Source organism: Streptomyces sp. GDS52, from assembly GCF_052246875.1.
Taxonomy (GTDB): domain Bacteria; phylum Actinomycetota; class Actinomycetes; order Streptomycetales; family Streptomycetaceae; genus Streptomyces; species Streptomyces cathayae.
In genome coordinates this window covers 1,757,357-1,772,186 of sequence record NZ_CM125966.1, presented here as the reverse complement: position 1 = coordinate 1,772,186, position 14,830 = coordinate 1,757,357, and the positions used below count along the sequence as shown (strand labels likewise).

Sequence of the window (14,830 nt, the reverse complement as noted above, 5' to 3'; positions counted from 1 at the left end):
CCGCCCGGGCTACGCTGCCGATCATGATGGTCGCCGCCGCAGTCTGCCCCTGCCCGCCGCTCCTCGTGTCCGAGGTCGCCGTGGGCGCCGCCCACGAACTGGACGCCGCGCGGGCCGCGTGCACGGACGCGGTCGGTGTGCTCGCCGCCGCCCGTCCCGACCGGCTCGTGGTCGTCGGTCCGCTGCCGGGCGACGCGGGGCCCGAGCACCACCCGGAGGGCAGCACGGGGTCCTTCCGCGGCTTCGGGGTCGATCTCGGCGTACGGCTCGGCGCGGACCGGGGCACGGCGGCCGGACGGGAACTTCCCCCCGGGCTCGCGGTGGGTGCCTGGCTGCTGGAGCGGGCCGGCTGGGCGGACGTCCCGGTCGAGGGGCTCGGTGTGGGGGAGCCGCTCGCGGCCGAGCGGTGCGTCCAGGAGGGAAGGGACATCGCCGCCGGTGCGGAGCGGGTGGCGCTGCTGGTGATGGGCGACGCCAGTGCCTGCCGCACGCTCAAGGCCCCCGGCTACCTCGACGAGCGGGCGGCGCCCTTCGACGCGGAGGCCGCACGGGCACTGGGAGCGGTCGACACGGCGGCCCTGCGGGCACTGGACAGCGGCCTGGCGCGCGACCTCATGGTGTCCGGCCGGGCGCCCTGGCAGGTCCTCGCGGGCGCGGCCGAGGGCACCGCCCTGGAGGGCCGCCTGCTGTACGAGGACGCCCCGTACGGGGTGGGCTACATCGTGGCCACCTGGTCGTAGCCGCCGACCGGGTGCGACGCCGGCCTGAGGTCCTGAACGCCTGAATCCCAGGACCCCTGGACCCTGAAACAACGAACGGCCTGAAACAGCGGACGGCCGGGAGTGCCAGGCGCGTCAGGTGCGCCTGGCACTCCCGGCCGTCCGCTGCCGTACCGCGCTCAGGAAGTGGGCGGCGGCCCGGCCGGCGGCGTGGTGCCACCCGTGTCCGGACCCGGGTCGTTCTTGTGGGCGAGCCGGTCCATGGCGTGCTTGGCCTTGCCCGTGCTCGTCTGGATCCTGTCGCTGTACTTGCCCTTGGTCCGCTTGTCGACGGTCTTCGCGGCCTTGTCCAGCCCGTGCTGGATCTTGCCCTCGTGCTGTTGCGCGAGGTGCGAGACCTTGTCCTTGGCAGGCCCCAGCTTGGCCTTCATGCTGTCCCGGAGACCCATGGTCCACCTTCCCTCGCGGTGCGGTCCATGCGCGAAAACGCCCATATCCACTCCATACGGTACTCGGGTGGAGGCTGTCCCGCCCGGCTGCGGCGTTTGCGAGACTGGACCGGTGAGCAGCGCATCCTCCGGCCCCCGGGTCATCGCCGTCGTCGGTCCCACCGCAGCAGGAAAGTCCGATCTGGGCGTGTTCCTGGCCCGGCAACTCGGAGGTGAGGTGGTCAACGCCGACTCCATGCAGCTCTACCGGGGGATGGACATCGGCACCGCCAAGCTGACGCCCGAGGAGCGCGGGGGCGTCCCGCACCACCTCCTGGACATCTGGGACGTGACCGTCACCGCGTCCGTCGCCGAGTACCAGCGTCTGGCCCGGGAGCGGATCGACGCCCTGCTCGCCGACGGGCGCTGGCCCGTCCTGGTCGGGGGGTCCGGCCTCTACGTCCGCGGGGCCGTCGACCACCTCGAGTTCCCGGGCACCGACCCCGACGTCAGATCGCGCCTGGAGGAGGAACTCACCCTGCGTGGCTCCGGCGCGCTGCACGCCCGTCTCGCCGCCGCGGACCCCGAGGCCGCGCGGGCCATCCTGCCGAGCAACGGCCGCCGTATCGTCCGGGCGCTCGAAGTGATCGAGATCACCGGCCTGCCCTTCACCGCCAACCTTCCCGGCCACGACTCGGTCTACGACACCCTTCAGATCGGCGTCGACGTGGCCCGCCCCGAACTCGACGAGCGCATCGCCGGGCGGGTCGACCGGATGTGGGAGGCGGGTCTGGTGGACGAGGTGCGCGCACTGGAGGCGCAGGGGTTGCGTGAGGGGCGTACGGCCTCGCGCGCGCTCGGCTACCAGCAGGTCCTCGCGGCGCTCGCCGGGGAGTGCACCCTGGAGGAGGCGCGGTCGGAGACCGTGCGTGCCACGAAGCGCTTCGCGCGCCGTCAGGATTCATGGTTCAGGCGCGATCCGCGGGTGCACTGGTTGAGTGGGGCCGCGGCGGACCTCAGGGAACTTCCGCAGCTCGCGCTGTCATTGGTCGAACGACCGGTTACAGCCTGATCACGTCATGGCATCGGGACGCCCAGGCCGTCATCCGGGCCTCTGACACCGTGCCATCATCGAGCTTCGATCGACCAAGTGGAGTCCAAGTTGGGAGGGCGCGTGGCGATGGAGGCCGGCCCTCGCGACACCGCACACGGCACCGAACACCTCACCACCGAGCGGGGTGCACCGGAGCAGGAACCCGAGCGTCTCGACCCCGACCGTCTCAGCCCCGACGGGCCGGACGAGACGCAGGGCGGAGTGACCGACGACGGCCCCGAGCCGGACGAGATGTTCGCGGGCGGCGACGAGGTCGAGGTCGAGCTGCGCCCGCAGCGGCGGCTGCGCCTCTGGCAGCTCGCGCCCATCGTCGGCCTGGCCGCGCTCGGCTCGTTGATGTTCGCGTTCCCGCTCGCCTTCGACTTCGGCGACAGCGGCGCGGTGATCGCCATGCTGGGCCTGCTGATCTGCTCCTGCGCGGCCGGCTGGGGCATGATGGCCGCCCGCAGGGTGGGCCACACCTGGCCGGGACTGCCGGCCCGGGGCGCCGGACGCAGACCCGACTGGCGGGTCGTGACCGCCTACGCCGTGATGGTCGCCGCGGTGGTGGCACTGGCCGTCTGGCGAGTGGCCCGCCTCCGCTGACGCCCGCGCGGGGCCGCGGCGGGGACGCGCCGTCGTGGCCACCCCGTACGATCGAGGGATGAGCACGCGGATCGCCTTCCTCAAGGGGCACGGTACCGAGAACGACTTCGTGATCGTCCCGGACCCCGAGAACGCCATCGACCTGCCCCCCGCCGCCGTCGCGGCCCTGTGCGACCGCCGCGCGGGCATCGGTGGCGACGGACTGCTGCACGTGGTGCGGTCCGCGGCGCATCCCGAGGCACGGCACCTGGCCGCCGAGGCCGAGTGGTTCATGGACTACCGCAACGGCGACGGTTCGATCGCCGAGATGTGCGGCAACGGAGTGCGGGTGTTCGCGCGCTACCTCCAGCGGGCGGGGCATGTGGCCGAAGGGGACGTCGCGGTCGCCACGCGCGGGGGCGTGAAGACGGTGCACATCGCCAAGACCGGGGCCGACGGCGGCTCCGCCGCGGGTGACATCACCGTCGGCATGGGCCGGGCGCTGCTCCCCGACGGCGAGGTCACCGTGAGCGTCGACGGGCGCAGCCGGCCGGCGCGGAACGTGAACATGGGCAACCCGCACGCCGTGGTCTTCGTGGACGACCTCGCGCACGCCGGTGACCTGTTCACCGCACCCTCCTTCAGTCCCGCCTCGGCCTACCCGGACGGCGTCAACGTCGAGTTCGTGGCCGACCGGGGCCCGCGGCACGTGGCGCTGCGCGTCCATGAGCGCGGGGCCGGTGAGACCCGCTCGTGCGGCACGGGTGCCTGCGCGGTCGCGGTGGCCACCGCCCGCCGGGACGGCGTCGACCCGAGCGTCACCGGAACCCCGGTGACGTACACCGTGGAGGTGCCCGGCGGCACCCTGGTGATCACCGAACGGCCCGACGGCGAGATCGAGATGACCGGACCCGCGGTGATCGTCGCCGAGGGAGTGATCGAGGAGCAGTGGCTGGAGAACCTGCCCCGCTGAAGTCCGGGCCGGCTCGGTATCCCAGACGCGCGGGGGCGGGAGACCGGCATCCGCGGGGTGCGGGGCGGGTTTCGGCTTCGAGAGCACGGCGCACCGCCGGTCCCGTGGCGTGAAACCGCCGTAGTGCGGGGCTTCGCTCGATGGGGTGATCCGTTTCACGCTCGGCGGGAGGCGGTCGGTCGCACGTGTCGGGGTCGGTAGCATCAAGCACCGGCCCGGACGGGGGACGAACGCCGTCCCCTGAGCCCGAGTCCGCCCTGGGACACGCCCGTCCGCCGGTCGACGCAGCCGGAGGTGCCCATGAACGCGGAGGCCGCGAATCCTGCGACCCCAGGTCCTGCGACATCGGGTCATGTCGCGCCCACAGGGACCCGCAGGAAGGCCCGCCCCCGGCTCGACCTGCGCCGACTGGGCCGTGCCGCGCTGCTCGGCCCAGCCTCCCGCGACCGGCTCCCCGACGCCATCGGCCATGTGGTCGACGCCCATCGCGCCCACCATCCCGACGCCGCTCTCGACCCCCTGCGCCGGGCCTATCTCCTGGCCGAGTCCTCGCACCGCGGCCAGATGCGCAAGAGCGGCGAGCCGTACATCACCCACCCGCTCGCCGTGACCCTGATCCTCGCCGAACTCGGCGCCGAGACGACGACCTTGACGGCATCCCTGCTCCACGACACCGTCGAGGACACGGAAGTGACGCTCGATCAGGTCCGGGAGCAGTTCGGTGCGGAGGTGAGCTACATCGTCGACGGCGTCACCAAACTCGAGAAGGTCGACTACGGCGCCGCGGCCGAACCCGAGACCTTCCGCAAGATGCTCGTCGCCACCGGCAACGACGTCCGCGTGATGTCGATCAAACTCGCCGACCGGCTGCACAACATGCGCACCCTCGGCGTCATGCGCCCCGCGAAACAGGAGCGCATCGCCAAGGTGACCCGGGACGTGCTCATCCCCCTCGCCGAGCGGCTCGGGGTCCAGGCGCTCAAGACGGAACTCGAGGACCTGGTCTTCGCGATCCTGCACCCCGAGGAGAACGAGCACACCCGCGAGTTGATCCTCCGCAACGCCTCCCGCCCGGACGACCCGCTCGCCGAGGTCGCCGACGAGGTGCGCACGGTGCTGCGCGAGGCGGACATCCCCGCCGAGGTCCGCATCCGCCCCCGCCACTTCGTCTCCGTGCACCGGGTGTCCCGCAAACGCGGCCGGATGCGCGGCGCCGACTTCGGCCGTCTGCTGGTGCTGGTGAACGAGGACGCCGACTGCTACGGGGTCCTGGGCGAACTGCACACCTGCCTGACGCCGGTCGTCTCGGAGTTCAAGGACTTCATCGCCGTCCCCAAGTTCAACCTGTACCAGTCGCTGCACACCGCGGTCGCCCGGGACGACGGCCAGGTCGTCGAAGTCCTCATCCGGACCCACCAGATGCACAAGGTCGCCGAGGCCGGTGTCGTCGCCCTGGGCAACCCGTACGCCGTCCCGGCCGAGGAGCAGTCCGCGAGCGACGGCGAGCGCGTCGACCCGACCCGGCCCGGCTGGCTCTCCCGGCTCCTGGAGTGGCAGCGCGGCGCACCCGACCCCGACACCTTCTGGTCGACCCTGCGCGAGGACCTCGCCCAGGACCGCGAGATCACCGTGTTCCGCCCCGACGGCGGCACGATCGGCCTGCCCGACGGGGCGACCTGCGTGGACGCCGCGTACGCGCAGTACGGGGAGGACGCGCACGCGTGCATCGGCGCCCGCGTCAACGGTCGCCTGGCGACGCTGAGCACCACCCTGAGGGACGGGGACACCGTCCAGCTCCTGATGGGACAGGACCCCGCCTCCGAGCCCTCCAGACAGTGGCTGGATCACGCCCACACGCCCGCCGCGCGGATCGCCATCCAGCGCTGGCTGACCGCCCACCCCGAGCGGAGCGACCCGCCGGCCGTCCGTCCCGAGGACGCCCGGCCCGAGGAGGCCCGGTGGGCCCCCCGCCCCGCCGACGAGCCCGCCGGCCAGGCACCCGGGGCGGCGCCCGGCCCCTCCACCGGCGCCCAGGTCCTGGCCGACCGGCCCGGCGCGACCGTACGGCTGGCCGGCTGCTGTACGCCCGTACCGCCCGACGGGGTGACCGGCTTCGCCGTGCGCGGGGGAGCGGTCACCGTGCACCGGGTCGAGTGCGCCGCGGTGACGCGGATGAAGAACGCGGGGCGCGCGGAGGTCGGCGTGCACTGGGGGGAGGGAGCCGAATGCCGGGTCACGCTCGTCGCCGAGTCGTTCGTCCGGCCTCACCTGCTCGCGGACCTCACCGAGGCCATGGCTCTCGAAGGCGCCGAGATCGTCTCCGCGACCGTCGAGCCCCCGACCCATCAGCAGGTGCGGCACACGTACACCGTGCAGCTGCCCGACGCCGCGCACCTGCCCGCCCTCATGCGCGCGATGCGCAACGTGGCCGGTGTGTACGACGTGAGCCGGGCCAAGCCGCAGACCCAGGGCGCCTGACGGCACACGCGCGGGCGGAGCACCGCCCGGCCGTGAGCGCCCGCCGCGCGGCGGCCCCACCGTCCGAACGCCCTTCCGCAGGTCCACTCGATCGGGTGGGCCGGGAGCGCGCCGTCGCCGGGGCGCCCGTGCGCGCTGGTAGCCGTGGGCCATGCCGACCGCTCCTCACGTCCCGACCGCTCCCGTCCCGGCCGCTCCCGTCCCGGCCGCTTCCGTCCCGGCCGCTCCTGTCCCGGCCTCCGACCGTCCGGCTTCCGGCCGGCCGTCCGTCCCCGGTCCGTCCGCCCGAGCGCTGGTGCCCCGGGGCCGTCGACGGCGGACGTCCGCCGCGCTGCTCGCGTCGGCCGTCTCCGTCTGCCTCCTCGCCGCGAGTGCCCCGGCCACGCCGCTGGGCATCGGCGACCGCCTCTTCCCGCATCTGGGCAACCCCGGGTACGACGTGGCGTCGTACGACCTGGCCCTCAGCTATCCCGGGACCAACGACAAGGCGCTCCAGGCCACCACGACGATCGTCGCCCGGCTGACCGCGGACCTGGACCGGATCAACCTCGACTTCGCCCACGGCACGGTCCGGTCGGTCGAGGTCGACGGGGCCCCGGCCGCCTTCACCACCGCCGGGGAGGACCTCGTGATCACGCCCGAGGGCGGCCTGGACGCGGGCGAACGGACCCGCGTCACCGTGCGGCACACCAGCGATCCGGCGCCGGCCGAGGGCCGTGACGGCGGCTGGGTGCGCACCGCGGACGGCCTCGCCATGGCCAACCAGGCCGACGCCGCGCACCTGGTGTTCCCATGCAACGACCACCCGTCCGACAAGGCGATGTTCACCTTCCGCATCACCACCCCCGAGGGGCACACGGCCGTCGCCAACGGCCGGCCGGCCGGTGTGGACCGCACACGCGGAGCGACCACCTGGACGTACCGCACCCTGCACCCCATGGCCACCGAACTCGCCCAGGTGTCCATCGGCCGCTCCACGGTCCTGCACCGCACCGGTCCGCAGGGGCTGCCGCTGCGCGACGTCGTGCCCACGAAGCACCGCGAGGGGCTCGAACCGTGGCTGGCGAGGACTCCCGACCAGATCGCCTGGATGGAGGCCAGGGTCGGCCGCTACCCCTTCGAGACGTACGGCCTGCTCATGGCCGACGCCTCCACCGGCTTCGCACTCGAGACCCAGACGCTGTCCCTCTTCGAGAGGGACTTGTTCACCGAGCCGGGCGCCCCCGCGTGGTACGTCGAGTCGATCATGATGCACGAGCTCGCCCACCAGTGGTTCGGCAACAGCGTCAGCCCTCGCACCTGGTCCGACCTGTGGCTCGGCGAGGGCCACGCCACCTGGTACGAGGCGCTGTACGCGCAGGAGAGGTCCGGCCCGTCCCTCGACGCCCGGATGAAGGCCGCCTACGAGGAATCCGACCGCTGGCGCGCGCAGGGCGGGCCCCCCGCCGCCCCCAAGGCCCCGGAACCCGGCCAGAAGATCAGCATCTTCAGGCCGAACGTCTACGCCGGAGCCGCGCTCGTGCTGTACGCCCTGCGCGAGGAGATCGGCCGCACCGCCTTCGAACGCCTGCAACGTCTCTGGGTGACCCACCACCGGAACGGCACGGCCACCACCGCCGACTTCGTCCGGCTCGCCTCCGACGTCGCGGGACGGGACCTGACGGAATTCCTGGAGCCCTGGCTCTACGACTCCAGGACCCCGCCGATGCCCGGCCACCCGGACTGGAAGTCCACGACCGAGCCCGGCTCCCGGTCCACGGAACTCCTCGCGCCGATGGCGCATCGACCGGGTGGGAGCCGGGAACAAACACGATGACGAGACGCCCCGTGCCGTGTCACCATCGTCAGGTCGCCGCGGCACGGGTGACGGGAATCTCCCGGCAGGCTCGTGCGTTGTGAGGGGTGACGGCCGCGTTCCGCCGCCACCCGCGACATCCCATCGACGTAAGGACCCAATGACCTCCTCTTCTTCCCCCTCCCAGGACACCAAGCGCCTCGCGCAGACCTACCCCGAGGGCCTCCGGGCCGATGCCCTGATGGAAGAGGACGTCGCCTGGAGCCCCGAGAACGACGGAGAGCGGGACGGCGACCAGTTCGACCGCTCCGAGCGCGCGTCCCTGCGCCGCGTCGCAGGCCTCTCCACCGAGCTCGAGGACGTCACCGAGGTCGAGTACCGACAGCTCCGTCTGGAGCGGGTCGTGCTCGTCGGCGTGTGGACATCGGGAACCGCGCAGGACGCCGAGAACTCCCTCGCGGAGCTCGCGGCCCTGGCGGAGACGGCGGGCGCCCTCGTGCTCGACGGCATGATCCAGCGCCGGGACAAGCCCGACGCGGCGACCTACATCGGCTCCGGCAAGGCCGGGGAGCTGCGTGACATCGTCCTCGAGACGGGCGCCGACACGGTCGTCTGCGACGGTGAGCTGAGCCCCGGCCAGCTGATCCACCTCGAGGACGTCGTCAAGGTCAAGGTCGTCGACCGCACGGCCCTGATCCTGGACATCTTCGCCCAGCACGCCCAGTCCCGAGAGGGCAAGGCGCAGGTCGCGCTCGCGCAGATGCAGTACATGCTGCCGAGGCTGCGCGGCTGGGGTCAGTCGCTGTCCCGGCAGATGGGCGGCGGCACGGGCGGCGGGCTCGCCACCCGTGGCCCCGGTGAGACCAAGATCGAGACCGACCGGCGCCGGATCCGCGAGAAGATGGCGAAGATGCGCCGGGAGATCGCGGAGATGAAGACCGGCCGCGACATCAAGCGCCAGGAACGCCGGCGCAACAAGGTGCCGTCCGTCGCCATCGCGGGCTACACCAACGCGGGCAAGTCCTCCCTGCTCAACCGCCTCACGGGCGCGGGCGTACTGGTCGAGAACGCCCTGTTCGCGACCCTCGACCCGACCGTGCGCCGGGCCGAGACGCCGAGCGGACGGCTGTACACGCTGGCCGACACCGTCGGGTTCGTCCGCCATCTGCCGCACCATCTGGTCGAGGCGTTCCGCTCCACCATGGAGGAGGTCGGCGACGCCGACCTGATCCTGCACGTGGTGGACGGTTCGCATCCCGCCCCGGAGGAGCAGCTGGCTGCCGTGCGCGAGGTGATCAGGGATGTCGGCGCCACCGACGTACCCGAGATCGTCGTGATCAACAAGGCCGACGCGGCCGACCCGCTGACGCTCCAGCGGCTGCTGCGGACGGAGAAGCACTCCATCGCGGTCTCGGCCCGCACCGGTCAGGGCATCGAGGAACTGCTCACCTTCATCGACGACGAGCTGCCCCGCCCGGCGGTGGAGATCGAGGCACTCGTGCCGTACACCCAGGGCAAGCTGGTCGCCCGCGCCCATGACGAGGGGGAGGTGATCTCCGAGGAGCACACCCCGGAGGGCACCCTGCTCAAGGTGCGGGTGCACGAGGAACTGGCGGCGGAACTCACGCCGTACCTGCTCACGTCGGCCGCCCACTGAGCCGGCCACCCGCAGTGTGACGCCGACGGCCCGCCCCCTGCTCCGGCAGGGGGCGGGCCGTCGGCGTGGGCGGTCACCGGCCGCCGTGGCTCCTGCCCGGGTTCCGGCACAGCGACTCGGCGTCCCGGCCCGACCGCGGGCCCGCGAGCCAGGTGCCGTCGATCGGACCGATGCCCGTTCCCGGATGCGCCGCGCACCCGGGAACGGGCCCGTCGGTCACTGTCCGGCGAACTTGTCGCTGACCGCGTCGTAGACGCCCTTGGCATCGTCGCCCAGCCGGGGACCGGCCAGCCAGCCCGAGGTCACCGGGCCGATGGAGGTGTTGGACACCAGAGCGGGCCGGCCGTCCGAGCCCGCCGCGACCCAGCCGCCACCGGACGAACCGGCCGTCATGCTGCACCCGATCCGGTACATCGTCGGCTCGGACGTGTGGAGCGAGAGCCGGCCCGGCCGGTCCTCGCAACGGAACAGCTTCTGGCCGTCGTACGGGGTTCCGGCCGGGTAACCGATCGCGGTCACGCTCTCCGTGTCGGGCACCGCCGGAGCGTCGAAGTCCACCGGCAGCGCCGAACCGACCGTCTCCTCCAGCGACTTGCCGTCACCGCCCTTCTCCGGCGTCACATGGATGACCGCGAAGTCGTACGAGGCGCCGTCGCCACCGGTCGGACCGCCCTGCTCGATCCACTGGTCGGAGGTCTGCGCCCAGTCCCCCCACCAGACACCGTACGGAGCGACCTCCTCCTTGGCGGCGCCCTCGAGTTCCGCCGTCGGCTTGCCCGCGTCGTTGTACGACGGCACGAAGGCGATGTTGCGGTACCAGCCGCCCTTCTTGCCGGCGTGCACACAGTGGCCGGCCGTCCACACCATGTTGGACTTGCCCGGGTTGGCGGGGTCCTGCACCACGGTGGCGGAGCACACCATGGTGCCCTCCGGGGAGTCGAAGAACACCTTGCCGGCCGTGGGGGCGTTGGCGTGGTAGGAAGGCGGCACGGCCTGCGCCTGCACCGGCTCCGGCGTCGGGTCGGTCACCCCCTGGTCACCGGAGATGTCGCTCTCGTCGACCTCCTGCTCCGGCTCCTCCGCCTCCCGCATGCGGTCCGGGTCCCACAGGTCCTCGATGATCGGGTTGATGTAGTCGTTGGCCTCACGCAGCCAGTCGTCCTGGTCCCAGTTCTTCCACTCGCCGTCACGCCACTTGTCGACATCGATCCCGTGCTCCTTGAGCCGGTCCTTGATGTCGTCCGGGATCGTGATCTTGCCGTCGCCGGCCGCGGCGGTCGCGGAGGCGTCGCCGCCCGCGGTGTCGTCGCCCGCACCGCAGGCGGTCGCCGTGAGCGCGAGCACCGAGGCGAGCGCGACGGCGGTCAGTACGGGGGAGGTTCCGCGGCGCGCCCTCCCGTTTCGGCGAATGGTGGACGACGGCCGTATGGATCGCATGATCTGACTCCCCCTGCTGAGGACGAACGTGGTGCTTCGGCCGTGCTCACATCCTGGACTCGAGCGGAGTACGGAGCGAACACACGACCACCGGGAACGGCACCACAGACTATGCGCTCGCCGTGAGGGGCGGCCGACGGAACGGCAACGGTTTCGCTACGAGCATTCTGACCTGGCCGGTCTTCGGGACCCACCACTGTGACGTCTTACCGGGCACGGTCTGCCGTCCCCCGTGCGATGAGCAACGACCGCCGGGTTACCCGGACTTCGCGGTGGGATCGCTCCGCCCGGCCCGGCGTCGGCACCTCTCCGGTGGTCACGGAGGGCATGATTGTCGGTGCCGGGCCGTAGGGTGGTCGCGCTATGACGAAGCCCTCACTCCCCGAACTCCTGCAGGCCGCCGTCACCGCCGTCGGCGGCACGGAGCGCCCCGGCCAGGTGACCATGGCCGAAGCCGTCGCCGAAGCGATCGACGGCGCCTCTCATCTGCTGGTCCAGGCCGGCACCGGCACCGGAAAGTCGCTCGGCTATCTGGTGCCCGCGCTCGCCCAGGGGGAGCGAGTCGTCGTGGCGACGGCGACGCTGGCCCTGCAGCGCCAGCTCGTGGAGCGCGACCTTCCGCGCGCGGTGGAGGCGTTGCATCCGCTGCTGCGCCGCCGCCCGGAGTTCGCGATGCTCAAGGGCCGGTCCAACTACCTGTGTCTGCACCGTCTCCACGAAGGAGTACCGCAGGACGAGGAGGAGGGCCTCTTCGACCAGTTCGAGGCGGCCGCCCCCACCAGCAAGCTGGGCCAGGACCTGCTGCGCCTGCGTGACTGGGCGGACGAGACGGAGACCGGCGACCGGGACAACCTCACGCCGGGCGTCTCCGACCGGGCCTGGTCCCAGGTGTCGGTGTCGTCCCGGGAGTGCCTGGGCGCCACGAAGTGCGCCTACGGCGCGGAGTGCTTCGCGGAGACGGCCCGTGAGCGGGCCAAACTGGCCGAGGTCGTCGTCACCAACCACGCGCTCCTCGCGATCGACGCGATCGAGGGCGCTCCGGTGCTGCCGCAGCACGAGGTGCTGATCGTCGACGAGGCCCATGAGCTGGTCTCCCGGGTCACCGGGGTCGCCACGGGGGAACTCACCCCCGGCCAGGTCAACCGGGCGGTGCGCCGTGCCGCGAAACTCGTCGACGAGAAGGCCGCCGACCAGTTGCAGACCGCGGCCGAGGGCTTCGAACGCCTGATGGAGCTGGCCCTCCCCGGCCGGCTCGAGGAGATCCCGGAGGACCTCGGATACGCGCTGATGGCGCTGCGCGACGCCTGCCGGACCGTCATCTCCGCCATCGGGAACACCCGCGACAAGTCCGTCCAGGACGAGGACGCGGTCCGCAAACAGGCGCTGGCCTCGGTGGAGAGCGTGCATGACGTGGCGGAGCGGATCGCCAACGGCTCCGAATGGGACGTCGTCTGGTACGAGCGCCACGAGCCCCGCGGCGGAGCCGCGTACCGGCACAGCGGAGCCTCGTTGCGCGTCGCCCCCATGTCCGTCTCCGGTCTGCTGCGCGAGAAGCTCTTCACCGACCGCTCCGTGGTCCTGACGTCCGCGACCCTGAAACTGGGCGGCGACTTCAACGGCGTGGGAGCCTCCCTGGGGCTCGGCCCCGAGGGCGCCGAAGGAGACGACCTGCCGCAGTGGAAGGGCGTCGACGTCGGCTCGCCGTTCGACTACCCCAGGCAGGGCATCCTCTACGTCGCCAAGCATCTGGCGCGCCCGGCCCGTGACGGCGACCGCGCGGACATGCTGGACGAGCTCACCGAGCTGATCCAGGCGGCGGGCGGCCGGACTCTGGGGCTGTTCTCCTCGATGCGGGCCGCCCAGCTCGCTGCGGAGGAACTGCGCTCCCGGATCCCGGAGTTCCCGATCCTCCTCCAGGGCGAGGAGACGCTCGGCGAACTGATCAAGAACTTCGCGGCCGACCCGAAGACCTGCCTGTTCGGCACGTTGTCGCTCTGGCAGGGGGTCGATGTCCCCGGTCCCAGTTGCCAGCTGGTCGTCATGGACAAGATCCCGTTCCCTCGCCCGGACGACCCGTTGATGAGCGCCCGGCAGAAGGCCGTGGAGGAGGCGGGCGGCAACGGTTTCATGGCGGTCGCCGCCACCCATGCGGCGCTGCTCATGGCGCAGGGTGCCGGCCGTCTCGTCCGGGCCACGGGCGACCGCGGTGTGGTCGCCGTACTGGACCAGCGGCTGGCGACCGCCCGCTACGGAAGTTATCTGAAGGCCTCGCTGCCCGACTTCTGGTGCACCACGGACCGGAATCAGGTCAGGAAATCCCTGGCCGCGATCGACGCGGTCGCGAAGCGGGCCGAGACCGAGGCGGAGGTACCGGTGGAGGCGGAGTGACAGCGGGGCGGCCTGTCACGGATCGCGGCCACGGAGCCGGACGGTCCGGGCAGTCCGGACAGCACAGGGCCCCGGAACCGGCGCAGGGGTCCCGGGGCCCGGTCGGAGGGCGGGGCCGCACCGCGGCCCCGCACCGGACTCAGACGCGGCGCAGAACGGCCACCACCTTGCCCAGGATGGTCGCGTCGTCGCCCGGGATCGGCTCGTAGGCCGCGTTGTGCGGGAGGAGCCAGACGTGGCCGTCCTCGCGCTTGAAGCGCTTGACGGTGGCCTCGCCGTCGAGCATCGCCGCCACGATGTCACCGTTCTCGGCGACGGGCTGGCGTCGGACCGTGACCCAGTCGCCGTCACAGATCGCGGCCTCGATCATGGAGTCGCCGATCACCTTCAGGACGAACAGCTCGCCGTCACCGACGAGTTGCCGGGGGAGGGGGAAGACGTCCTCGACCGACTCCTCGGCGAGGATGGGGCCACCGGCGGCGATACGGCCCACCAGGGGGACGTACGAAGCGGCCGGCTTGCCCGCGGTGTCCGCGGGCTGCACGGAGGCGGCCTGGTCGGAGCCGCGCACCTCGTAGGCGCGGGGGCGGTGCGGGTCGCGGCGCAGGAATCCCTTGCGCTCCAGAGCCATCAGCTGGTGCGCCACGGATGACGTGCTGGAGAGGCCGACCGCCTGGCCGATCTCGCGCATCGACGGCGGATAACCGCGGCGCTGCACCGAGTCCCTGATGACTTCGATGACCCGGCGCTGGCGGTCGGTGAGTCCGGAGCTGTCCGCCCGGATGCCGGGAGGTCGGCCCGGCAAGGAGCGCTTGGGTCCCTCAGGATGCGCGGCTTCGCTCATCGCATGCACCGGCTCGAGCCGGTCCTGGGAGCGGTCCTGGGCAGCGATGCTGGCGCTGTCGGCGGTGGTGGTCACGTCGGCCCCTCTCGATGGTCTCCCTGCAGGACAACGGTAGTAGCTTTCGAAAGGTTGCGCCAAACACACGTTCGAGTGAAAAATCGCGAATTACGTTATGCGGTCGCGTGCTGAGGTGTATTGGCGGCAATGCTTCTTGTCGGACGGGCGCGCTCCGGGTGTGCTTCCCGGTCGCGCTTCTCGCCGCCGGGACGGCGGTCTCCCGGTCGTCGGGCCAGTCTGCCACCGGGTGTCTCGCGGCACGGGGGCGGCCCCGGCTCTCTTCGGGAGCCGTACGCGTTCTCCCTTCCGTGTGCGCGACATCTCCCCGTGTGTCGCGGCGGCACACGACTGCGAGCCCCGGCGGCGGGGAAGGCGC

The 14,830-nt window shown here is 72.2% G+C and carries 11 protein-coding genes; 8 read left to right on the top strand and 3 right to left on the bottom strand.

The window, feature by feature from the left end:
- Positions 1 to 23 precede the first annotated feature (23 nt).
- Entirely contained in the window at positions 24 to 740 is a 717-nt protein-coding gene (locus tag ACTWJ9_RS07970) for a class III extradiol dioxygenase subunit B-like domain-containing protein (RefSeq protein WP_388702304.1), read from the top strand.
- A 158-nt stretch (positions 741 to 898) separates the two neighbouring features.
- Here ACTWJ9_RS07970 and ACTWJ9_RS07965 read toward each other — a convergent pair whose 3' ends face one another.
- On the bottom strand, positions 899 to 1,168 hold the full coding sequence (locus ACTWJ9_RS07965; RefSeq protein WP_279333444.1) for an antitoxin: 270 nt from the start codon (positions 1,166 to 1,168) through the stop codon (positions 899 to 901).
- A gap of 112 nt (positions 1,169 to 1,280) precedes the next feature.
- On the opposite strand from ACTWJ9_RS07965, the gene miaA reads away from it, so the two are divergent.
- The 6 genes from miaA (at position 1,281) to hflX (ending at position 9,728) form a co-directional block, all read left to right on the top strand.
- Complete coding sequence (miaA, locus tag ACTWJ9_RS07960; protein WP_384213140.1) at positions 1,281 to 2,219, top strand: tRNA (adenosine(37)-N6)-dimethylallyltransferase MiaA; 939 nt, start codon at positions 1,281 to 1,283, stop codon at positions 2,217 to 2,219.
- 108 nt (positions 2,220 to 2,327) lie between these two features.
- Positions 2,328 to 2,846 (top strand): hypothetical protein, encoded by a 519-nt coding sequence (locus tag ACTWJ9_RS07955; RefSeq protein ID WP_279337903.1) that lies wholly within the window; start codon positions 2,328 to 2,330, stop codon positions 2,844 to 2,846.
- A gap of 58 nt (positions 2,847 to 2,904) precedes the next feature.
- Positions 2,905 to 3,798, top strand: coding sequence for a diaminopimelate epimerase (gene dapF / locus ACTWJ9_RS07950; protein WP_387042363.1), 894 nt, complete (start codon positions 2,905 to 2,907; stop codon positions 3,796 to 3,798).
- Between the two features lie 300 nt (positions 3,799 to 4,098).
- Positions 4,099 to 6,276 (top strand): RelA/SpoT family protein, encoded by a 2,178-nt coding sequence (locus ACTWJ9_RS07945; protein ID WP_443295502.1) that lies wholly within the window; start codon positions 4,099 to 4,101, stop codon positions 6,274 to 6,276.
- Between the two features lie 151 nt (positions 6,277 to 6,427).
- Positions 6,428 to 8,092, top strand: a complete 1,665-nt coding sequence (locus ACTWJ9_RS07940) for a M1 family metallopeptidase (RefSeq protein WP_443295501.1) — start codon at positions 6,428 to 6,430, stop codon at positions 8,090 to 8,092.
- A 139-nt stretch (positions 8,093 to 8,231) separates the two neighbouring features.
- Positions 8,232 to 9,728, top strand: coding sequence for a GTPase HflX (hflX, locus tag ACTWJ9_RS07935; RefSeq protein ID WP_279333439.1), 1,497 nt, complete (start codon positions 8,232 to 8,234; stop codon positions 9,726 to 9,728).
- 216 nt (positions 9,729 to 9,944) lie between these two features.
- Here the strand turns inward: hflX and ACTWJ9_RS07930 are convergent, their stop codons facing one another.
- Positions 9,945 to 11,165 (bottom strand): trypsin-like serine peptidase, encoded by a 1,221-nt coding sequence (locus ACTWJ9_RS07930; protein ID WP_279333438.1) that lies wholly within the window; start codon positions 11,163 to 11,165, stop codon positions 9,945 to 9,947.
- A 363-nt stretch (positions 11,166 to 11,528) separates the two neighbouring features.
- On the opposite strand from ACTWJ9_RS07930, the gene ACTWJ9_RS07925 reads away from it, so the two are divergent.
- Positions 11,529 to 13,553: an ATP-dependent DNA helicase gene (locus tag ACTWJ9_RS07925; protein ID WP_279333437.1), complete on the top strand. Its 2,025-nt coding sequence runs from the start codon at positions 11,529 to 11,531 to the stop codon at positions 13,551 to 13,553.
- A 139-nt stretch (positions 13,554 to 13,692) separates the two neighbouring features.
- Here ACTWJ9_RS07925 and lexA read toward each other — a convergent pair whose 3' ends face one another.
- Positions 13,693 to 14,472 (bottom strand): transcriptional repressor LexA, encoded by a 780-nt coding sequence (gene lexA / locus ACTWJ9_RS07920; RefSeq protein WP_279333436.1) that lies wholly within the window; start codon positions 14,470 to 14,472, stop codon positions 13,693 to 13,695.
- Positions 14,473 to 14,830: the final 358 nt, after the last annotated feature.